22 protein-coding genes and 1 tRNA gene are annotated in these 18932 nt (G+C 63.9%); 15 read left to right on the top strand and 8 right to left on the bottom strand.

From position 1 onward, the window contains the following. From cbiE to cobT, 7 genes are read left to right on the top strand one after another with little or no spacing between them, the layout of a single operon-like run. Positions 1–1242, top strand: coding sequence for a precorrin-6y C5,15-methyltransferase (decarboxylating) subunit CbiE (gene cbiE / locus AC0L25_RS02350; RefSeq protein WP_473594032.1), 1242 nt, complete (start codon positions 1–3; stop codon positions 1240–1242). Further along, the gene (locus tag AC0L25_RS02345) at positions 1239–1625 is read left to right on the top strand and encodes a cobalamin biosynthesis protein (RefSeq protein WP_473594031.1); all 387 of its coding nucleotides are present in this window, start codon (positions 1239–1241) and stop codon (positions 1623–1625) included. The genes cbiE and AC0L25_RS02345 overlap by 4 nt, the downstream gene beginning before the upstream one ends. Next, positions 1622–2386 carry a precorrin-4 C(11)-methyltransferase gene (cobM, locus tag AC0L25_RS02340; protein ID WP_473594030.1) on the top strand — a complete coding sequence of 255 codons (765 nt, stop codon included), beginning with the start codon at positions 1622–1624 and terminating at the stop codon, positions 2384–2386. Before AC0L25_RS02345 ends, cobM begins: the two co-directional genes overlap by 4 nt. After that, positions 2383–3201: a uroporphyrinogen-III C-methyltransferase gene (gene cobA, locus AC0L25_RS02335; protein WP_473594029.1), complete on the top strand. Its 819-nt coding sequence runs from the start codon at positions 2383–2385 to the stop codon at positions 3199–3201. The genes cobM and cobA overlap by 4 nt, the downstream gene beginning before the upstream one ends. Beyond that, positions 3198–4511 (top strand): cobyrinate a,c-diamide synthase, encoded by a 1314-nt coding sequence (locus AC0L25_RS02330; protein WP_473594028.1) that lies wholly within the window; start codon positions 3198–3200, stop codon positions 4509–4511. The genes cobA and AC0L25_RS02330 overlap by 4 nt, the downstream gene beginning before the upstream one ends. Next, the gene (cobS, locus tag AC0L25_RS02325; protein WP_473594027.1) at positions 4508–5269 is read left to right on the top strand and encodes an adenosylcobinamide-GDP ribazoletransferase; all 762 of its coding nucleotides are present in this window, start codon (positions 4508–4510) and stop codon (positions 5267–5269) included. Before AC0L25_RS02330 ends, cobS begins: the two co-directional genes overlap by 4 nt. A gap of 24 nt (positions 5270–5293) precedes the next feature. Continuing rightward, positions 5294–6304, top strand: coding sequence for a nicotinate-nucleotide--dimethylbenzimidazole phosphoribosyltransferase (cobT, locus tag AC0L25_RS02320; RefSeq protein WP_473594026.1), 1011 nt, complete (start codon positions 5294–5296; stop codon positions 6302–6304). A gap of 92 nt (positions 6305–6396) precedes the next feature. Here cobT and AC0L25_RS02315 read toward each other — a convergent pair. Then, positions 6397–6472, bottom strand: a tRNA-Lys gene (locus AC0L25_RS02315). Positions 6473–6577: 105 nt separating this feature from the next. Further along, complete coding sequence (locus AC0L25_RS02310) at positions 6578–7489, bottom strand: PhzF family phenazine biosynthesis protein (RefSeq protein WP_473594025.1); 912 nt, start codon at positions 7487–7489, stop codon at positions 6578–6580. Positions 7490–7601: 112 nt separating this feature from the next. On the opposite strand from AC0L25_RS02310, the gene AC0L25_RS02305 reads away from it, so the two are divergent. The 4 genes from AC0L25_RS02305 to AC0L25_RS02290 all read left to right on the top strand — a co-directional run bounded on the left by AC0L25_RS02305 (position 7602) and on the right by AC0L25_RS02290 (position 11181). Then, positions 7602–8891, top strand: coding sequence for an efflux RND transporter periplasmic adaptor subunit (locus AC0L25_RS02305; protein ID WP_473594024.1), 1290 nt, complete (start codon positions 7602–7604; stop codon positions 8889–8891). Between the two features lie 4 nt (positions 8892–8895). After that, the gene (locus AC0L25_RS02300; protein WP_473594023.1) at positions 8896–9600 is read left to right on the top strand and encodes an ABC transporter ATP-binding protein; all 705 of its coding nucleotides are present in this window, start codon (positions 8896–8898) and stop codon (positions 9598–9600) included. 2 nt (positions 9601–9602) lie between these two features. Continuing rightward, a complete protein-coding gene (locus AC0L25_RS02295; protein WP_473594022.1) occupies positions 9603–10811 on the top strand; it encodes an ABC transporter permease in 1209 nt (402 codons plus the stop codon). A 127-nt stretch (positions 10812–10938) separates the two neighbouring features. Next, positions 10939–11181, top strand: a complete 243-nt coding sequence (locus AC0L25_RS02290; RefSeq protein WP_473594021.1) for a hypothetical protein — start codon at positions 10939–10941, stop codon at positions 11179–11181. Between the two features lie 102 nt (positions 11182–11283). On the opposite strand, the gene AC0L25_RS02285 is transcribed toward AC0L25_RS02290, so the two are convergent. Together AC0L25_RS02285 and AC0L25_RS02280 are read right to left on the bottom strand one after the other, a co-directional pair. Then, positions 11284–12000, bottom strand: coding sequence for a hypothetical protein (locus AC0L25_RS02285; protein ID WP_473594020.1), 717 nt, complete (start codon positions 11998–12000; stop codon positions 11284–11286). Positions 12001–12011: 11 nt separating this feature from the next. Beyond that, the gene (locus AC0L25_RS02280) at positions 12012–13124 is read right to left on the bottom strand and encodes an endonuclease/exonuclease/phosphatase family protein (RefSeq protein ID WP_473594121.1); all 1113 of its coding nucleotides are present in this window, start codon (positions 13122–13124) and stop codon (positions 12012–12014) included. Between the two features lie 159 nt (positions 13125–13283). On the opposite strand from AC0L25_RS02280, the gene AC0L25_RS02275 reads away from it, so the two are divergent. Both AC0L25_RS02275 and AC0L25_RS02270 read left to right on the top strand, forming a co-directional pair. Next, entirely contained in the window at positions 13284–13862 is a 579-nt protein-coding gene (locus AC0L25_RS02275; protein WP_473594019.1) for a BA14K family protein, read from the top strand. A gap of 184 nt (positions 13863–14046) precedes the next feature. After that, entirely contained in the window at positions 14047–14331 is a 285-nt protein-coding gene (locus AC0L25_RS02270; RefSeq protein ID WP_029352109.1) for a PilZ domain-containing protein, read from the top strand. A 199-nt stretch (positions 14332–14530) separates the two neighbouring features. Here AC0L25_RS02270 and ilvC read toward each other — a convergent pair whose 3' ends face one another. Continuing rightward, positions 14531–15550, bottom strand: a complete 1020-nt coding sequence (gene ilvC, locus AC0L25_RS02265) for a ketol-acid reductoisomerase (protein WP_258123577.1) — start codon at positions 15548–15550, stop codon at positions 14531–14533. A gap of 100 nt (positions 15551–15650) precedes the next feature. After that, positions 15651–16355, bottom strand: a complete 705-nt coding sequence (locus AC0L25_RS02260; protein ID WP_473594018.1) for a TetR/AcrR family transcriptional regulator — start codon at positions 16353–16355, stop codon at positions 15651–15653. A gap of 184 nt (positions 16356–16539) precedes the next feature. On the opposite strand from AC0L25_RS02260, the gene AC0L25_RS02255 reads away from it, so the two are divergent. Continuing rightward, the gene (locus AC0L25_RS02255) at positions 16540–16968 is read left to right on the top strand and encodes an anthrone oxygenase family protein (RefSeq protein ID WP_473594017.1); all 429 of its coding nucleotides are present in this window, start codon (positions 16540–16542) and stop codon (positions 16966–16968) included. Positions 16969–17004: 36 nt separating this feature from the next. Here AC0L25_RS02255 and AC0L25_RS02250 read toward each other — a convergent pair whose 3' ends face one another. After that, positions 17005–17463 (bottom strand): MarR family winged helix-turn-helix transcriptional regulator, encoded by a 459-nt coding sequence (locus AC0L25_RS02250; RefSeq protein WP_473594016.1) that lies wholly within the window; start codon positions 17461–17463, stop codon positions 17005–17007. A gap of 97 nt (positions 17464–17560) precedes the next feature. Here AC0L25_RS02250 and AC0L25_RS02245 point away from each other — a divergent pair, with 97 nt between their 5' ends. Beyond that, positions 17561–18322, top strand: a complete 762-nt coding sequence (locus tag AC0L25_RS02245; protein ID WP_473594015.1) for a glutathione S-transferase family protein — start codon at positions 17561–17563, stop codon at positions 18320–18322. Between the two features lie 108 nt (positions 18323–18430). On the opposite strand, the gene AC0L25_RS02240 is transcribed toward AC0L25_RS02245, so the two are convergent. Continuing rightward, a complete protein-coding gene (locus tag AC0L25_RS02240) occupies positions 18431–18841 on the bottom strand; it encodes a winged helix-turn-helix transcriptional regulator (protein WP_473594014.1) in 411 nt (136 codons plus the stop codon). Between the last annotated feature and the right edge of the window lie 91 nt (positions 18842–18932).

Here is an 18932-nt window from a genome sequence, read left to right as displayed (position 1 = left end):
ATGCCTGCTGAGGGTCCGCGCGGCGCCAAGCTCAACTCAAAATGGCTCACAATCGTCGGCATCGGCGAGGACGGTGTAGCGGGTCTCGGCGAAGAGGCCAAGCGGCTGATCGCCGGGGCCGAATTCGTCTTCGGCGGAACGCGCCACCTTGCCCTTGTCGCATCGCTCACCAAAGGCGAAGCACGCGCCTGGCCGACCCCTTTCGATGCCGAGATGCGCGACGTGCTGGCGCTTTCCGGCAGACGCGTCTGCGTGCTGGCGTCGGGCGATCCGTTCTTCCACGGTGTCGGCGTCACCCTTGCTCGCAAGATTCCTTCCGAAGAGATGCAGGTGATTCCTGCGCCTTCGGCCATGTCGCTGGCCGCCGCCCGCCTCGGCTGGGCGCTGCAGGACATCGAGACCATTTCGCTGCATGGCCGCTCGCTCGACCTGATCCGGCCGCTGCTGCATCCGGGCACTCGGATCCTTGCGCCGACCGCGGACAGCGACGCGCCGGCAGCGATTGCGCGCCTGCTGACTGAACTCGACTTCGGTGCCTCGCGGCTGACCATTCTGGAGGCGCTGGGCGGCCCGAACGAAAGGCTGCGTTCTGTTCGAGCCGACGCCTTCGACCTCGAAAAGATCAACCCGCTCAACGTGCTGGCCATCGAAGTTGACTCAACTTCGGAGGCACGCATCCTGCCGCTGACCTCGGGCCTTGGCGATCATTTGTTCGAGCATGACGGCCAGATCACCAAGCGCGAGATCCGCGCCATCACCCTGTCCGCCCTCGCCCCCAGGCGCGGCGAATTGCTGTGGGACATTGGCGCCGGCTCGGGCTCAATTGGCATCGAATGGATGCTGGCCCATCCCTCCATGCGCGCCACTGCCATCGAGGCCGATCCAACCCGCGCCGCCCGCATCCACCGCAATGCTTCACATTGCGGCGTGCCCGGTCTTGTCGTGGTCGAAGGTTCGGCACCAAAGGCGCTTGCCAAGCTAGGCACGCCCGATGCCATCTTCATCGGCGGCGGCGGCAGCGATACCGGCGTGCTGGGCGCGGCCATCGAGGCCCTGCGTATTGGCGGCCGGCTGGTCGCAAACGCGGTGACGCTGGAGATGGAGGCGCTGCTTCTCGCCCGTCACGCCGCGCTCGGCGGCGATCTCACCCGCATCTCTATATCCCGTGCTTCACCGGTTGGTTCGATGCAGGCATGGCGGCCGGCTATGCCGGTCACCCAATGGAGCTGGGTCAAGCCATGATGATCGCGGGCATCGGCAGCCGCAAAGGCGTGAGTGTGCAAGACGTTCTTGCGGCGATAGAAGCAGCGCTGGAAGCGCATGGGCTGGCGATGACGGCGCTTTCGGCGCTCGCCACCGCTTCTCTGAAGCAGGACGAGCAGGCAATCTTCTCTGCGGGGCGCGAACTCGCCCTGCCAGTGGTCGTTGTCGAGGACGATGCGCTCAGGGCCGCGTTGTCGCGCGCAATCAGCCGCTCGAGCCTGTCGCAGGAGCGTGCCGGCACGCCGTCGGTTTCCGAAGCCTCTGCGCTTGCCGCCGCCGGAAAAAGCGCGAAACTGCTTGGGCCGCGCACTGTCCTCGGCCCGGTCACCTGCGCCATCGCCATCAGCGGAGACGCGGCATGACCGTCCACTTCATCGGCGCCGGGCCGGGCGCGGCCGACCTTATCACCTTGCGCGGCAGCAGACTGCTGGCAAGCTGCCCGGTCTGCCTCTATGCCGGCTCGATCGTCGCCCCAGAACTGCTGCAGCACTGCGCGCCCGGCACGAAATTGATCGACACCGCGCCGATGTCGCTCGACGAGATCGAGGCCGAATACCTGGCGGCTCACCAGGCCGGCCACGATGTCGCCCGCCTGCATTCCGGCGACCTGTCGGTGTGGAGCGCCGTCGCCGAGCAGATCCGCCGGCTGGAAAAGCACGGCATCGCCTATACGCTGACGCCGGGCGTGCCCTCCTTCGCCGCTGCCGCGGCAGCGCTACGCCGCGAACTGACCATTCCCGAGGTCGCGCAAAGCCTGGTGCTGACCCGCATCTCCGGCCGTGCTTCGAAAATGCCGCCCGGCGAAACGCTGGCCGGCTTCGGCCGCACCGGCGCCACGCTGGCCATCCACCTTGCCATTCACGCCATCGACCGTGTCGTCGCCGAACTGACGCCGTTCTATGGCACCGATTGCCCGGTGGCGGTCGTCTTCCGTGCTTCCTGGCCGGACGAGCGCGTGCTGACCGGCACGCTGGCGACGATCGAGGCGCAATTGGCCGCCGATCCGATGGAACGCACGGCGATCATCTTCGTCGGCCGCTCCCTGGCAGCGGAAGGCTTTGGCGAGAGTTCACTCTACGACGCCCACTATCAGCGGCGTTTTCGCGGACGGGACGGACTGTGAACGACGGCACCGGAAACAGAGGTGGAAACACCACAATCGAACAGGCTTTGGCCCGGCTGAACTTCAAGCCGCGCCAGCTGCCGCCTGGCCATGTCTGGCTGGCCGGCGCCGGCCCCGGCGATCCCGGCTGCCTGACGCTGGAAGTCCTGGCGGCACTTGGGCAGTGCGATGCTCTCGTCTACGACGCGCTGGTCTCGCCCGATGTTGTCGCTGTCGCTGAGGCCGCGGAGCTTTTCTATGTCGGTAAGCGCGGCGGCCAGCCGTCGATGAAGCAGGACGACATTACCGCTCTGCTGGTTCGGCTGGCGCGCGAGGGCCGGCGCGTCGTCAGGCTGAAAGGCGGCGACCCCTATATTTTTGGCCGCGGCGGCGAAGAGGCGCTGGCGCTGGCGCGCGAAAACATCCCGTTCCGCATCCTGTCCGGCCTGACTTCAGGTCTCAGCGCGCTGGCTGGAGCCGGCATCCCGGCCACCATGCGCGGCATCAACAAGGCGGTGATCCTGGCCACCGGCCATGCTGCCGGCACCGATGACGATCTCGACTGGGCGGCAATCGCCCGCACCGGCCAGCCGGTCGTGGTCTATATGGGAATGGCCAATCTGCGGCTGATATCAGCCTCGCTGCTCGAGGGCGGCCTGGCGCCGTCGACGCCGGCGGCGGTGATCGTTGCCGCGACGACGCCGCAGGAGCGTATCGTCGTCGCCACGCTCGCCACCATCGCCGATGAAGCGGCTGCCGCCGGACTTGCCGCGCCGGCGCTGATCGTGATCGGCGGCATCGTCGCGATGCGCGCGGCATTGACGGGCGAGCCATGACCCGCGCGATCATCATCGGCGCGCCGCGTTCGGGCTCGGGCAAAACCAGCGTCACCATCGGCATCCTGCGCGCACTCGCCCGGCGCGGCCTGAAAGTGCGCGGCGCCAAGTCCGGACCGGACTATATCGACCCCGGCTTCCACACCGCTGCGACAGGCCTTTCCGGCGTCAATCTCGACAGCTGGGCGATGCCGCCTGCGCTGCTCAACGCACTGGCCAGTGACGCGACGCAAGATACCGATTTCGTCTTCCTCGAAAGTGCGATGGGCCTGTTCGACGGGATTCCCGCGGCTCCGGGCCGCACCGGCTCGGCCGCAGACCTTGCCCGGCTTTACGGCCTGCCGGTGCTGCTGGTGCTCGACGTTTCCGGGCAGTCGACCACGGCGGCGGCCGTCGCCAAGGGTTTTGCTACCTATGACCCCGATGTGCGCATGGCCGGCGTCGTGCTCAATCGGCTGGGCAGCGAGCGTCACCGCCGGCTTTGCAGCGACGCGATCGAAGCGCTCGATCTGCCGGTGGTCGGGGCGATCCTGCGTGATCCATCGCTTAACCTGCCGGAGCGCCACCTCGGCCTCGTCCAGGCCGGCGAATATGAGAATTTGATGCTGCATCTCGACCGTCTGGCCGACATGGTCGAGCGCTCGCTCGACCTCGACGCCATCATGGCGCTGGCGGCGCCACTTGCGCCCGCTCCCGGCAGTTTCAGCGGCGCGCTGCCGCCGCCCGGACAGCGCATCGCGCTGGCCGAGGATGCCGCCTTCACCTTTCTCTATCCGCATGTCGCGGCGCATTGGCGCAAAGCCGGGGCGGAAATCGTCCCCTTTTCGCCGCTCGCCGACGAACCGCCCGGCGACAATTGCGATGTCTGCTGGCTGCCCGGCGGCTATCCCGAGCTTCACGCCGGTAGCCTCGCGGCGGCTGCGAATTTCAGGGCCGGCATTGAGGCGTTTTCGGCAACGCGGCCGGTGCATGGCGAGTGCGGCGGCTTCATGGTGCTCGGTGAAGCGCTGGAGGATGCATCGGGAGAGACGCACAGGATGCTCGGCCTGCTCGGTCACTCGACCAGCTTTGCCAAGCGAAAGATGAATCTCGGCTACCGCGAGGCGCGGCTGCGCGCCCATTGCCCCCTCGGAGCCCAGGGCACGCTGATCCGCGGCCACGAATTCCACTATGCGCAGATGAGCGCGACTGGCAATGACGAGCCATTGGCCGACCTCGCTGACGGCCAGGGCAATCCGCTCGGCGCCTCCGGTTACCGCCGCGGCCACGTCAGCGGCACGTTCTTCCATGCGATTGCGAGAGGCGAATGACCGTCTCGCTCAGGCAAACTTCTAGCGACATCGCGCTCTGCCTCGTCTTCTTCACCCGGCTGCCGCTGCCGGTCGTCGATTTTCGGGACCGCAGCCTTGCCGCTGCGATCTGGGCAGCGCCGGTCGCCGGCCTCGCCGTCGCGGTCATCGGCGCGCTCGCCTACGCTGTCGGCATATGGCTCGGCCTTGCCGCAGGCCCGGCAGCGGCACTTGCCCTGGCCGCAACCTTGCTCACCACCGGCTGCATGCATGAGGACGGATTTTCGGATGTCGCCGACGGTTTCGGCGGCGGCAAGACACGCGAGAAAAAACTGGAGATCATGCGCGACAGCCGCATCGGCGCCTATGGTGCCTGCGCGCTCGCTCTGTCGCTGCTGATCCGCTGGAGCGTGCTTTCGGAATTCACCGGCCCGGTGCAAGTTCTCGTCGCTCTCATCGCCGCGCATGCCGCTTCGCGCGGCTTGTTTGGCGCTTTCATGCATCTGCTGCCGCCGGCGCGCAGCGACGGCCTCTCCGTCGATGCAGGCCCCGTGTCGGCCGAAACCGCCATTGCCGGTGCCGTGCTCGGCGCCGTCGCGCTGCTGGCGCTAGGGTTCGGTGGCGCCGTCGCCGCATTCATCGTGCTTTGCCTGTTGTTTGCCGCCTTCCGCGCGCTGTGCCGCAATCAGATCGGTGGTCAGACCGGCGATACGGTCGGCGCGCTGCAACAGTTTGGCGAGATCGCAACCCTGCTCGTTGCTTCCGTTTCCCTTTCCTGACTCTGTTTCGGAGACTTTGCCCCCATGCCTTTCAAATCGCTTGATGAATTGCGCGCGGCCTGCCTCGATCTGCCCGCCGGCAGCGAAGCCGCAGCAAATGCTGTCGCCCGCCGCCAGGACACGTTAACCAAGCCGCAAGGCAGTCTTGGCCGATTGGAGAGCATCGCCGCCTGGCTTGCCCGCTGGCAGGGCCGCGACATGCCGAAGCTCGACCGCGTCAAGGTCTTCGTCTTTGCCGGCAACCACGGCGTCACCGCACAGGGCGTGTCCGCCTTCCCGTCGGAGGTCACCGTGCAGATGGTCGCGAATTTCGCCGGCGGCGGTGCCGCCATCAACCAGCTCGCCCGCATCGCAGGCGCCGAACTCGACGTCATTCCGCTCGAGCTCGACCGTCCGACTAGCGATTTCACGCAAGTGCCGGCGATGGACGATAAGGCCTTCCTGGCCGCCGTCTCGGCCGGCTACGGCGCCGTGACGAAAGACCTCGACCTCGTCTGTTTCGGCGAGATGGGCATCGGCAACACCACGCCGGCGGCAGCCATTTCAGCCGCCCTGTTCGGCGGCGGCGCGGAAAAATGGACCGGGCGCGGCACCGGCGTGGACGATGCTGGCCTGGTGCGCAAGATCACCGCCATCGAGGCCGGCCTCAAGCGCCACGCCGAGGCCCTTGCCGACCCGCTGATGGTCGCGGCAGCCCTTGGCGGGCGCGAACTCGCCGCCATCTTTGGCGCTACGCTAGCCGCACGCCATCACGGCGTACCGGTGCTGCTCGACGGCTTCGTCTGCACCGCCGCCGCCGCACCCCTGGCAAGATTGCACCCCGCCAGCCTCGCCCACACGCTCGCCGCCCATGTCTCGGCCGAATCCGGCCATCGCCGGCTGCTCGAAGCCCTCGGCCTGCCGCCGCTGCTCGATCTCGGCATGCGGCTCGGCGAAGGCTCCGGCGCCTGCCTCGCCGTCAACATCGTCCGCTCGGCGCTCGAATGCCACGCCCGCATGGCAAGTTTTGCTGAGGCTGGGGTGTCGGAGAAATGATTGATATCTCACGTGGGACGTGGGACGGGCAAAAGCCGTCCCACATTCTCCCTGTGTTCCAGGGCCTTTTCCACCTAAGTCTTTGAAATCTTTGGTGGGTGCGACAGGGATCGAACCTGTGACCCGCTGATTAAGAGTCAGCTGCTCTACCAACTGAGCTACGCACCCACTCGCCGGTAAAACCAGCGTCGGCGGGCATATAGCCGCCGCCATCCGCCATGTCCAGCCCTGCCGGATTCATTTCCCGACAAATCGCCGAAGTGCCGCACTTGGTCAGACAAACAGCTTGCCTTCCGCCATCTTTACCGCATGGCCGCCGATGCGGGCGGCGGCGAGTTTGCCGCCTTCGACATTCAGTTCGAGGCGAATGCGCGCAGGCCGGCCCATCTCCAGCCCTTGCTCGATCCACAGTCGCGAGACCCCGTCTCGCGGGCCGTCGAAATGCATGATCGCGCCGGCGAAGGCGGCGGCCGCCGAACCGGTCGCCGGATCTTCATAGGAGGGACTGCCGGGCACGATCATGCGGACGTGGAAGGCGCTATCGTGGTTCACCGTCTCGCGGCAGTAGACATACGGGCTGGCGAAGGCCCATTCGCTCTTGCGGGGCGCCAGTTCCGACCACGCCTGGTTGTCCAGCTTTATCCGGGCGGCGGCCTCAAGGTCGGCGACCGGGATGGTCACATAAGGCACGCCGGCCGACCAGAATGAGACGCGGTGATTCTCGAAGCCGACTTCGTGTGGCCCCAGCCCAAGTGCCGCGCCGATCGCCTCGGGGTCAGCGACAAGTTCCAGTGGCTCCGGCAGTTTGGCCAGGTCGAACTCGGCAAAAGTAGCGCCATCATGCTTGCTGACGGCGCAGCGCACCGGGCCGATGTTTTCTTCCAGGACAAAAATGCCGGCGGTGTCGCCATCGCCAGCCATTTCGGCAAGCGCGATCGCGGAACCGACAGTCGGATGGCCAGCGAACGGCATCTCATAATCGGGCGTGAAGATGCGGATGCGGGCGCGGTGCTTGGGATTATCAGGCGGCAGCACAAAGACCGTTTCCGACAGGTTGAATTCGCGTGCGGTGGCCTGCATCGCGGCCGTGTCCAGCCCCTTGCTGTCAAGCACGACGGCCAGCGGATTGCCGGCCAGCCGCTCGGTGGTGAACACGTCATAGAGTAAGTAATTCCGGGTCAGCATTGTAGAAAGCCTTCTGCCTCAATCCCAACATGGGCGAAATTTAATTTGATATTTGAACCATTAGGCCTGATCTGTGCACTGATGGGATCATCACTGTTTATAGGGGTCCGGCGTGGACCAGATTGTCAATCTGCCAAAGACGGAATCCACCTCCGACATAGAGACGGCACTCGGGCTTGACCACCTGGGTCTGAAGAAGAATCGGCGTCGCGGCTGGCTTTATGGCATGCTTGTGCTGGTCGTCATCGCCGCAAGCTTCGCCGGCTACCAATGGTACGCCGCGTCTCCAGCCAAGGTCGTCTATACCACGGCGCCGGCCGCTGTTGCCGATCTCACGGTCGAAGTATCGGCCACCGGCACGCTGCAGCCCCTCACCCAGGTCGACATTTCAAGCGAACTGTCCGGCGTCGTCCGCTCGGTCGCGGTCAGCGAGAACCAGCAGGTGAAGAAGGGCGATGTGCTGGCGGCGCTCGACACCGCCAAGCTGGAGGTGCAGATCGAGCGCGCCGAGGCTTCCGCCAAGGCGGCGGCCGCCAATGTCGAGACCGCCACCGTAACCCTCACCGAAAATGAAAGGGCGCTTGTGCGCGCGGCGGCACTCACCAAGCGCGGCATGGCGACGGACCAGTCGCTTGAAGCTGCGACAGCGACGCGCGACCGCTCCAAGGCAGCGCTCGACAGCGCCAAAGCCAGTCTTGCCATCGCCAATGCCGATCTCAAGGCACAGCAGACGGACTTCGCCAAGAGCACCATCTATGCGCCCATCGACGGCATCGTTCTGACGCGCTCGGTCGATCCCGGCCAGACGGTTGCCTCCTCGCTGCAGGCGCCGGTGCTGTTCGTCATCGCCGCCGACCTCAGGAACATGGAGTTGAAGGCAGCGGTCGACGAGGCCGACATCGGCGCGGTCAAGCCTGGCCAGCATGCCCGCTTCACCGTCGACGCTTTTCCGGAACGGCCGTTCGATGCCGAGATCCGCGACATCTCCTATGCTTCGATCACCACCGACGGCGTCGTCACTTACGACGCGCGGTTCGAGGTCGATAATAACGAGCTTCTGTTGCGGCCCGGCATGACTGCCACCGTTTCGGTCGTCACCAAGCAGGCCAAGGGCGTGCTCACGGTGCCGGCCATCGCCTTTCGCTATCGGCCGGCGCAAACAGCCGCCCGCGGGTGGAGCCTGAGCGACCTGTTCACGGGCCGCATGGGCCGTCCCGGCAGCAACCGCCAGCGCCAGGCGACGGCGCAGCCTACCGACGGCTCGCGCACGCTCTACGTGCTGGAGAATGGCCGGCCTCGGCCGGTCAACGTCAAGATCGGCTCCACCGATGGCGAACTGACCGAGATCACCTCCGGTCTCGAAGAAGGTGCGCAAGTCATCACCGCGCAGCAGCGGAGTTGAAATCATGTCAGGCTCGCTGCTCATCACCTTCGACAAGGTCTGGAAAAGCTATGGCCACGGCGAGGCCACGGTCCATGCGCTGGCTGGCGTCGACCTCGCCATCCGCAGCGGTGAATTCGTCGCCATCATGGGACCGTCCGGCTCCGGCAAATCGACGGCGATGAACATCATCGGCTGCCTCGACACGCCGACCGCCGGAACCTACAGCTTCATGGGCATCGATGCTGGCCGCCTCGACCGCAACCGCCGCGCCATGCTGCGCAATCTCTATGTCGGCTTCGTCTTCCAGGGCTACAATCTCCTGCCGCGCACCACGGCAGTGGAGAATGTCGAGCTGCCGCTGATCTATCGCGGCGTCGCCGCCCGCGAGCGTCACGACCTCGCCATGAAGGCGCTGGACGAAGTCGGCCTTGTCGGCCGCGAGCACCACACGCCGGCCGAGCTTTCCGGCGGCCAGCAGCAGCGCGTGGCAATCGCGCGCGCCATCGTCACCAGGCCGACACTGCTCGTCGCTGACGAGCCGACCGGCAATCTCGACACCGCCCGCACGCACGAGATCATGGAGCTCCTGACGCGGCTGAACACCGAGCTTGGCCTGACCATCGCCATGGTTACGCACGAGGCCGACGTCGCTGGTTATGCCGAGCGTACTGTTCGCTTCCTTGATGGCCACGTCGCCTCCGACGCGATGAATCTCGAGGTGGTGTAACCATGATCTGGGAAACCGTCCGCCTCTCGCTGCTTTCGGTCCGCCGCAACGTGCTGCGCTCTTTCCTGACGCTGCTCGGCATTGTCATCGGCGTCGCCGCCGTCATCGCCATGCTCACCATCGGCTCGGGCACCACCGAAAAGGTAAAGGCCGATATCTCGAAGCTCGGCAGCAATCTGCTCGTTGTTCGTCCCGGCCGCCCGGCCGGACCCGGAGGACTCGACCAGGCCACCCGTCCGCTCGGCAGCAAGGAACTTGCCGCGCTTGTCACCCATCTGAGCGGCGCCCGCGCCATCTCGCCCGCCTCGCAAAAGCAGGTCCGCGTCATCTTCGGCACCGAAAGTCTGACGTCGGGTGTCACAGGCACCGACAGCGCCTATCTCGATGCGCGCGACTGGAAGCTGGTTTCGGGCCGCCCGTTCAGCGATTCGGAAATCCGCTCGGGTACCGGCGTCTGCCTGATCGGCGAAACCGTGCGCCAGCAGTTCTTCGGCGCCGGCGACCCCGAAGGCGAGATCATTCGCGTCAACCGCACCTCGTGCAAGATCATCGGGCTGCTCGAGCCGAAGGGCTACACCGGCTTCGGCCAGGACCAGGACAATGTGGTGCTGATGCCGCTCGTCGCCTATCAACGGCGCATTGCAGGCAACCGCGATATCGACTCGATCTACGTCGCCGCCGACGACCGGACGCCGACCACCGAGCTGCTGCCACGCGTTGAGGACATTTTGCGCGACACACGCCGCATCACGCCGGACCGCGAAGACGATTTCTCGATACGCGACATGACCCAGATCGCCGACGCCATGGCGAGCGCCACCACGACGATGACTGGCATGCTGGGCGCGGTCGCCGGCGTCAGTCTGTTGGTCGGCGGCATCGGCATCATGAACATCATGCTGGTGTCGGTCACCGAGCGCACTCGCGAGATCGGCATCCGGCTGGCCATCGGCGCGCATGAAAAGCACATCCTCATCCAGTTCCTGGTCGAGGCGACCGTGCTGTCGCTGCTCGGCGGCATCATCGGCATCCTGATCGGCCTGGCGCTGGCCGGCCTCGCCTCGCTGACGCTGGCGATCCCGTTTGCGCCAAGCCCGGCAGTGATCCTGCTCGCTGTCGGCTTCTCGGCGCTGATCGGCATGGTGTTCGGTTTCTTCCCGGCCCTGCGCGGCGCGCGGCTCGATCCGATCGACGCGCTCAGGCATGAATAGCGCGGCGGAGCGTGCGCCGCCCTTCAGCCGTTCCCCAAAATTATTGACATTGCCCTCACCCTGCCTCTGTCGCGAAACAATCCGCGGTGATAGCAATCGCCTTGGGCGATATGGGGGGAATAGTGGGATGAGCAGGAAAGAGCGAGTGGCTTTGGTGACGGTGATCATCGAGGCTGCATTGGCGGGCCTTTGGTGGTACTTGGCCAGCTATGGCATGGCCAACCCCGATCATGTCACCGCCGATTTCCAGCAGGTTGTCGGTCAGACGATGGGAACGGCGATGGGTGCGCTGTTGGGTATCGGCGTCATGCTGTTTTTCGTCGCCGCCCGCAACGACCGCAAAACCGTCGAAAACAAAATGCGTCGTTAGAGCGACGTGCTCCCACTTGAACGCACAAAAGTACGTTCTAACACGTTGAAGAATCTGCGCTTCGTGCTTTCCGAAAATCGATTCCGATTTTCGGTCGATACGTTAGTCCTTGCCGGCAAAATGCCACTCGATCAGTGGCTTCATGTGCGGCATAAGCCCGTCCGGCAGGTCATCGGCATTGCGGATGATGACAGGCCCGTCGATTTCCGGCTCTGCCTCGGCCGCGACAAAGGCACTAATGCGCTGCGCGACCTCGTCGGCGGATGCCGTCTCGCGATAGCGGCGAAAGATCACCGTGCCGGTTGCCGTCGACAGGGCATAGTAGCGCCTGCCGCGTGTCACGTCGGCAAGGTCGAGGCCGGTTTCTTCCCGCACTTCGCGGATCATGTTGAAATCGACATCGACAAGGCCGTCGCGGAAATCGGTCGGCTCGAACGAGCCGGCGGCGAAGTAGACGCGGCCGGCATTGACCGTGTGCCGCGCCATGCGGATCGCCACCAGCGCATTGTCGCCGGCGACCAGCATGGCATGGGCATAGGCGTGCTCGGCCCCAGCCACCTGCCGGTTGCCGCGCCAAAGCATGAAGGTCGAGTAGCGCACCGCATGGCAGCGGCCGACGAGGCTGTTGTCGCGATAACTGAGCGCCGAAAGCAGCACCACGGTGCCGTCGAACAGCGCCGGATTGGCCGCGGTCTCGCGCCGCCAATTCTCGGCGATCGCTTGTGCATTGTCGCGTTCGAACGGATGCGGGCCAGGGTCGAGCCTGACGTCGACGGCGTCGACCGGCAAGATGATGTTGCGCGGCAGGTCGAAGCTCAACGGAACGATCCTCAACCTATGTCCAGGGTGATCGCCACCGGACAATGATCCGACGCCTTCGGCCGGTCCCAGCCGGCACGCGGAAAGCGGTCCACCTCCTGGCCCGCCGGAAAAATCGTGCGCCAGGGCTGGCCATTGCGGATGATGTCGGGAACGGCCGTCGCGTTCTTGGCTGCCAGACCCTTCGACAACAGAATGTAGTCGAGTTGGCACAGATGCCGCTCTTGCGGTCCGCGCGTATGATATAAAGTCCAACGATCCATCTCCGGGCGTCGCTCGACCGCATTCTCGCAAAAGCCGCCGGTGGTGAGCACGTTGAGGCAGGACTGGCTCTCATCGATCACCTCGAAGCGGTAGCCGTCAAAGGCGTCGCCGGAGATCTTCACGCGCTGGCGATAGTCGTTCATGTCGCCGCAGATCGCCCAGCTTTTGTCAGCAGCGTGATCCCCACCGAAACGCTCCTCGATGATCCGGCGCACCGCTTGCGCCTCGGCCATGCGCAGCGGCATTGTCGCCTGGCGCCCGTCGAGACCGTTGCGGGGCGAGCCCATCGACTTGAAATGCACCAGATAAAGCGTCAGCGGCACGCCGCCGACAGTCAGGTCGATTTCCAGGCAGTCGCGCCGGAAGATGCGCTGGTTGGCCTGATGCCCAAACGCTGCCAGTTCCGGCGTGTGCAGGCCGAACTGTTCGAACGTGACATAGGCGTGGCTTGTCATGCGCACGAATTCGATCGGCTGGCCCTGCGCGGTCTCGTTGCGCATCATCACGGCGAGGTCGATGCCGCGCGAATCATTGCCGGCGGTGGTGTATTTCTGCCGGTAGCCATGCCCGACCATCTTGAACAGATAGCCATATTCGAAAGCTTTCAGGGCCTCGATATTGTCGACCTCCTGCATGCAGATGATGTCGGCGCGGGTGGCCGCGATGGCCAGCGCCGTCAATTGCCGCGTATCGTCGGATTGCGCGATCGCCCGCGCCTGCTCCAGCATCTTGTATTCGGCCTCGCTCTGGATGTCGAACAGCGCCAGCGTGCGATCTTCGTTGAGCTGGTTGCGGTATCCGGAAAAATCGAACCTGTTCATCAGGTTTTCGACATTGAAGGTGGCGAGGCGCAGCGACATGGCGGTGACCTTTGCCCACATGCGCGCTCGAAAACAAGGGCCTGCCCTGCCCGTCATGGTTGACGAAACCTTTCCGTTCATCCTCCGTTCAGGCGCGAAGTTCCATGAATGACATTGTTCCTCGCCGGGCGTGGGGCCTGAAGTCTCTTGGAGAGTGCAATGAAACCGCTCTTTTCTTTTTCTGTCCGATCCGGGCTGCTGGCGCTGGGTCTTCTGGCCGGCCTGTCGGCCCCCTCGCTTGCCGGCCCAATTGCCAGATCCGTACTGCCGGTGCCGGCCAACGCTGTCGCCCCCGACATTGTGCCGGTCCGCGAGAGTTGGGCCGGCGGCAACGACAGGCGGTTGCAGAGCCAATGGCGCTGGCGCAATCGGCACGGCGCCCGGGAGTGGCGGGGCGGCGGTGATCATCGGAGATGGCGCGGTCGCAACGAAGCCTGGAGATGGCGTGGCGACAACGACGACTGGCGCTGGCGCCACCGTCGTCATCATCGCCGTCATTTCAACGATTCCGCGATCTTTTTCGGCCTCGGCCTCGGGCTGCCCGCCTACAACTATTATAGCGGGCCGAGCTACTATGATCCGAGCTACTACCCGCGCCGGCGTCAGTATCGCACACAAAGACTTTCCAGCGCCCATGTCCGCTGGTGCTACGACCGCTACCGGTCATATCGCGCCTGGGACAACACGTTCCAGCCCTATGGCGGTCCGCGCCAGCAGTGCTGGTCCCCTTACAGCTGAGCGGAGCGACTGGTCAACTCGAAACGGCGCCGCGCGTCGGGGCGCCGTTTTCATTTGGCCCACTTCTTGTGAAGCTCTTTCCGCCCTTTCTGAGCGATGATAACGCTATGTTTATCAGGCAGGCCTAATTACCTTGCCGATCGCACCACATGAAATGCGACGATCGCCGGGGATTGGGCGCGCGATGGCTGAAGACGAAAACAGGGACAAACGCAGGCAGCGCGTCTTCAAGGGCGCGACGATCCTGACCGGCATGACCAATTCCGAGGTCACGTGCACAGTGCGCAACATGCATGACGGCGGCGCCGAGCTGAAGGTCTCGATCGACGCACGCGTGCCCGACGAGTTCCTGCTCTATGTGCCGACCGACGGCATCGCCTACAAAGCAGTGGTCCGCTGGCGCCGCGAGGACCGCATCGGCATCATGTTCACCGGCACCGAGCCAAAGCCCCACTGGCACTACGGCTAAAACGTTAATTCGCAAATTCGTATCCGGAACAACAGATCCAGGACACAAAAAGCCGGCGGACCACACCGCCGGCTTTTCTGTGCAATGATGAAATTGCAAATTAGTTCTTGGCCTTGTCGACCAGCTTGTTCTTCGAAATCTCCCGCGCGCCCGCAGGACGAAGCCCGAGGACGCGCAAGGAAATAAATGTGGCTTTCGATCAGTTCTTGGCCTTGTCGACCAATTTGTTCTTCGAAATCCACGGCATCATCGCGCGCAGCTTGGCGCCGACTTCCTCGATCTGGTGGCTGTCGTTGTTGCGGCGGATGCCCTTGAAGCGCGACATGCCGGCGCGGTATTCCTGCATCCATTCCGAGGTGAACTTGCCGGTCTGGATATCCTTCAGCACGCGCTTCATCTCGGCCTTGGTGTCGGCGGTGATGATGCGCGGGCCCGAAACATATTCGCCCCATTCGGCGGTGTTCGAGATCGAGTAGTTCATGTTGGCGATGCCGCCTTCATAGATCAGGTCGACGATCAGCTTGACCTCGTGCAGGCACTCGAAATAGGCCATCTCCGGCGCGTAGCCGGCTTCCACCAGCGTCTCGAAACCAGCGCGGATCAGTTCGACCAGGCCGCCGCACAGCACAACCTGCTCGCCGAACAGATCGGTCTCGCATTCCTCGCGGAAATTGGTCTCGATGATGCCCGAACGACCGCCACCGACGCCGCAGGCATAGGATAGGGCCAGATCGAGCGCATTGCCCGAAGCATCCTGGTTGACGGCGACCAGGCACGGCACGCCGCCGCCCTTCTGGTATTCGCCGCGCACCGTGTGGCCGGGCCCCTTCGGCGCGATCATGACGACGTCGACCGAGGCCTTCGGTTCGATCAGGCCAAAGTGCACGTTGAGGCCGTGGGCGAAGGCGATCGCCGCGCCATCGCGGATGTTCGGTGCGATCTCGGATTTATAGATGTCGGCCTGCAGCTCGTCCGGCGTCGCCATCATCATCAGGTCGGCCCATTTGGCGGCTTCCGCCACGCTCATCACCTTGAGCCCGTCGGCCTCGACCTTTTGGGCGGTTGCCGAGCCGGCCTTGAGGCCGATGGCGATATCCTTGACGCCGGAATCCTTGAGGTTGAGCGCATGCGCCCGGCCCTGGCTGCCATAACCGATGATGGCTACCTTCTTGCCCTTGATCAGGTTGAGATCGGCGTCGCGATCGTAATAGACACGCATTTTTCTTTCCTTCCCGTTTTGAATTCAGAGCATGATGCCGAAAAGTGTGAAGCGGTTTTCGGACGACATCATGCTCTATCTCTTTGATTTAGAGCCGGATTCAGATTTCAGGTCGACTTGACCTAAAATCATCCGGCTCTAGGGGGCCTTGCGGCCCGGTTTTTGCTCCATAAAGAGCGAGAAACTGCTGCGTCGCCCGGACGGCATCGCCGCCGATCCCCGCATCAGTCAATTCCAGCCGGTCGCCCAGCAGAAGGCGGATCTGCACATCGCGGGCGACCAGCCCGAAAAAGGTGCGGAATGCCGTTTCGGCATCCGAGAACTCGATAATCCCGGCCTGCCGGCCGGCCTCCAGCACCGGCTTCAGGCGCCGGGCCAGCGCGAAGCGGCCGTTCTCCAGCACGATGGCGCCAAGATCGTCCTTGCCGTCTTTGCGCCGGATTGGGCCGGCACGGCCAACCGCCACCCGGTTGAGCGCGATCGAGGTGTCGCTGGAAATCACCTTGAGCCAATCCGAAGCGAAGCGCTCGAGGCTCGCCGTCAGCGAAGCAAGGTCGAGCCCCCTGCGGTCGACCGGCACCACTCGCACCTTGGACGCTTGCCATTGCACCGTTGCTGTCAAAAGCCCGTCGCGATCGCCGAACCATTTGTAGAGCGTTTCCTTGGAACAGCTCGCCCGCCGCGCCACCGCGGTCATGGTCAACTGATCGCCCTCCTCGACCAGCAGGCGAAGTGCGGCGTCGAGCACGGCTTTCTGCCGCTCCGTCAGCGCTTCACCGGTGTCGATGTCAACGCTTGCCTGCAACAAACTCTTTTCCTGCTCGATGATGGCGACGTTCGCTCAAGGCCGTACCGTACGTTACGGTTCGGTGCATTTATGGCGTATTGTCGAAAACGGTGCAAGCACTATCTCCGTTTTTGACGTCTTCCAAACCGGAATGGCCTTCACTGAAACGGCCTTACAGGAACGGCGTGGCGCGGAGAGAAAAATGCTCGTCGGCCTGCTTGCATTGACTGTTACCGCCGCTTTCGCTGGCGCCGCCATCTACATCAGCGTCGCCGAGCAGCCGGCGCGGCTTCGCCTCGATGACCGTGCACTGCTGCAGGAATGGCAGCCCGCCTACAAGCGCGGCGCCGCTATGCAGGCGTCGATCGCCGTTGTCGCCTGTGTTCTTGGTGTCGTTGCCCGGTGGCAGACCGGCAGTCTCGCCTATCTGGTCGGGGCGGTGCTGATCATCCTGCCCTGGCCATGGACGCTGATCGCAATGATGCCGACAAACCGACTGCTGGAGGCGATGGACGCGGCCGCCGTCAATCCAAAGGCCCGGGCATTGATCGTCAAATGGGGTAATCTGCATCTGGTCCGCGTCGCGCTTGGCGTTCTGGCGGCACTGGCATTCCTCTGGGGTAGTGCCTGACGTCGCTACAACCGATCTTCAGCGCCAAGGGCCACATCACTCCGGCATGGCCGGATGGCGTAGCCGTCCAAGCAGAGCCGACAGGGTTTCCAGGTCATCATTGGAAAGCTTGGCACCGACCAGCTCCGCGATCGATCGTCCGTAGACGGCCCACATGCGGCGGCGCGTCTCGCGCCCCTTCCCCGTAATGCGGACCGTCTGTCCGCGACCGTCATCGGCAACCCTGAGCTTCTCGACCAGCCCGTCCGCTTCGAGCCGCGCCAGTAGCCGGGAGATGTTGTATTGCGCAAACAGTGTGCGCTCGATCAGCTGGAACGGCCGCAAGCCGCCCTCGCCCGCTTCGGCAAGCTCATGCAGCACGTCGTACCAGGCAAGCGGCGGTAAGCTGCTGTCCTTCAACGCGTCTTCGGCTCTTTCCACCAGCTGGCGCGAAACGCGCATCAGGCGGGCCCAGGCTTTGATGGCCGCGGGCGAAGGGTCGGCTTTCTCCGTCATGATTGCAGTATAGGCGATAGATGCAATTGCATCAAGATTGACAGTCGATGCAATTGCATTTATATAGATGCAACTGCATTGATATCGGAGCACTGCCATGAAACATGAAATCTGCAAGGTCGCCGACATCCCGGAGACGGGCAGCCTGGTGACCGACAAGCTCGTTCTCGTCAGCCATCACCTTTGTCCCTATGTGCAGCGTGCGGCGATCTCGCTCGCCGAAAAGGACGTGCCGTTCGAACGCCTCACCATCGATCTCGCCAACAAGCCGGCCTGGTTCAAGGCGATATCGCCCCTCGGCAAGGTACCGCTGTTGCGCGTCCAGCAGAATGGCGTGGAAACCGCGATCTTCGAATCGGCAGTCATCCTCGAATTCCTTGAGGAAACGCTGGCCAACCCACTCCACCCTCCCGACCCGCTGGCCCGTGCCCGGCATCGCGCCTGGATCGAGTTCGGTTCGGCCATCCTCAACGCCATCGGCCGACTCTATTCTGCACCGAGCGAGGCCGCCTTCCTTGCCGAAAGCCAAGGTCTGTCGGCAATGTTCGATCGTCTCGAAATAGAACTGGCGGCTGGCCGAGCTGGGCCATGGTTCGCCGGCGAGTGCTTTTCATTGGTCGATGCTGTCTATGGACCAATCTTCCGCTATTTCGACGCCTTCGATCGGATCGGCGATTTCGGCATCCTGAGCGGAAAGCCGCGTGTCGAGGCCTGGCGGAAGCGATTGCACGAACGCAAGTCGGTGAAGGACGCTGTCGCCCCGGATTACCCACAGCGCCTTCTTGCATTCCTGCAAGCGAAGGGTTCACATCTTTCGAACCTCACCCGCCGCAACGAGGCGGCCACTGCGCTTCCTTGATCCCGATCCGCCTGAACGGATCGACCACGGTTCCAGCCACCATCGATCTTCAGCGGTATCGCCAAATCAAGCCGTCGCTCTTGGCATTGCCACTCCTGGCATTGATGGTTAGGTCTCGGTAGCGTCGAAAGCGTTCCGCGCGTCGCGCACAGCGCCATGATTGAGCTCGGCCCACTGGAGCAGCTGGTGCAGGGGTCCGAACATCGAGCGTCCGAGATCGGTCAGACTGTATTCGACGCTCGGCGGCTTGGTCGGGAACACCTCGCGATGGACGTAGCCGTCGCGCTGCAAATCGTGCAGCGTCTGGGTGAGCATGCGCTGTGAAATGTCGGGCACCAGCCGCCGCAATTCGCCGAACCGGTAGGGCTTTTCGGCCAGCGCCATCATCAGCAGCGAACTCCATTTGTTGCTGATACCCTGGATCACATCGCGAACCGGACAGTCCGCAATGTTGCCCCCGCCGCTGCCCGCTTTGTAAATCTCGAGTTTCGATCTCAGACCGACGATTTTGCCGTCCATCGCTGGTTCCCTGCGCCTGCCTACCTCCCGCAAAACTGCCTTCTTTACGGAGATCGGTCAATTCCTATTTTAGTGCTGGTCTCTTTTTGAG

The organism is Mesorhizobium sp. WSM4813, assembly GCF_055811555.1.
The sequence above is the reverse complement of the archived record's forward strand: the minus strand, read 5'-3'. Positions and strand labels throughout refer to the sequence as shown.

What these genes read in the sequence shown, in the direction of transcription:
- cbiE (WP_473594032.1), top strand. Translation starts at nt 1, where the DNA reads ATGCCTGCTGAGGGTCCGCGCGGCGCCAAGCTCAACTCAAAATGGCTC.
- AC0L25_RS02345 (WP_473594031.1), top strand. Translation starts at nt 1,239, where the DNA reads ATGATGATCGCGGGCATCGGCAGCCGCAAAGGCGTGAGTGTGCAAGAC.
- cobM (WP_473594030.1), top strand. Translation starts at nt 1,622, where the DNA reads ATGACCGTCCACTTCATCGGCGCCGGGCCGGGCGCGGCCGACCTTATC.
- AC0L25_RS02330 (WP_473594028.1), top strand. Translation starts at nt 3,198, where the DNA reads ATGACCCGCGCGATCATCATCGGCGCGCCGCGTTCGGGCTCGGGCAAA.
- cobS (WP_473594027.1), top strand. Translation starts at nt 4,508, where the DNA reads ATGACCGTCTCGCTCAGGCAAACTTCTAGCGACATCGCGCTCTGCCTC.
- cobT (WP_473594026.1), top strand. Translation starts at nt 5,294, where the DNA reads ATGCCTTTCAAATCGCTTGATGAATTGCGCGCGGCCTGCCTCGATCTG.
- AC0L25_RS02310 (WP_473594025.1), bottom strand. Translation starts at nt 7,489, where the DNA reads ATGCTGACCCGGAATTACTTACTCTATGACGTGTTCACCACCGAGCGG.
- AC0L25_RS02300 (WP_473594023.1), top strand. Translation starts at nt 8,896, where the DNA reads ATGTCAGGCTCGCTGCTCATCACCTTCGACAAGGTCTGGAAAAGCTAT.
- AC0L25_RS02295 (WP_473594022.1), top strand. Translation starts at nt 9,603, where the DNA reads ATGATCTGGGAAACCGTCCGCCTCTCGCTGCTTTCGGTCCGCCGCAAC.
- AC0L25_RS02290 (WP_473594021.1), top strand. Translation starts at nt 10,939, where the DNA reads ATGAGCAGGAAAGAGCGAGTGGCTTTGGTGACGGTGATCATCGAGGCT.
- AC0L25_RS02280 (WP_473594121.1), bottom strand. Translation starts at nt 13,124, where the DNA reads ATGTCGCTGCGCCTCGCCACCTTCAATGTCGAAAACCTGATGAACAGG.
- AC0L25_RS02275 (WP_473594019.1), top strand. Translation starts at nt 13,284, where the DNA reads ATGAAACCGCTCTTTTCTTTTTCTGTCCGATCCGGGCTGCTGGCGCTG.
- AC0L25_RS02270 (WP_029352109.1), top strand. Translation starts at nt 14,047, where the DNA reads ATGGCTGAAGACGAAAACAGGGACAAACGCAGGCAGCGCGTCTTCAAG.
- ilvC (WP_258123577.1), bottom strand. Translation starts at nt 15,550, where the DNA reads ATGCGTGTCTATTACGATCGCGACGCCGATCTCAACCTGATCAAGGGC.
- AC0L25_RS02255 (WP_473594017.1), top strand. Translation starts at nt 16,540, where the DNA reads ATGCTCGTCGGCCTGCTTGCATTGACTGTTACCGCCGCTTTCGCTGGC.
- AC0L25_RS02250 (WP_473594016.1), bottom strand. Translation starts at nt 17,463, where the DNA reads ATGACGGAGAAAGCCGACCCTTCGCCCGCGGCCATCAAAGCCTGGGCC.
- AC0L25_RS02245 (WP_473594015.1), top strand. Translation starts at nt 17,561, where the DNA reads ATGAAACATGAAATCTGCAAGGTCGCCGACATCCCGGAGACGGGCAGC.
- AC0L25_RS02240 (WP_473594014.1), bottom strand. Translation starts at nt 18,841, where the DNA reads ATGGACGGCAAAATCGTCGGTCTGAGATCGAAACTCGAGATTTACAAA.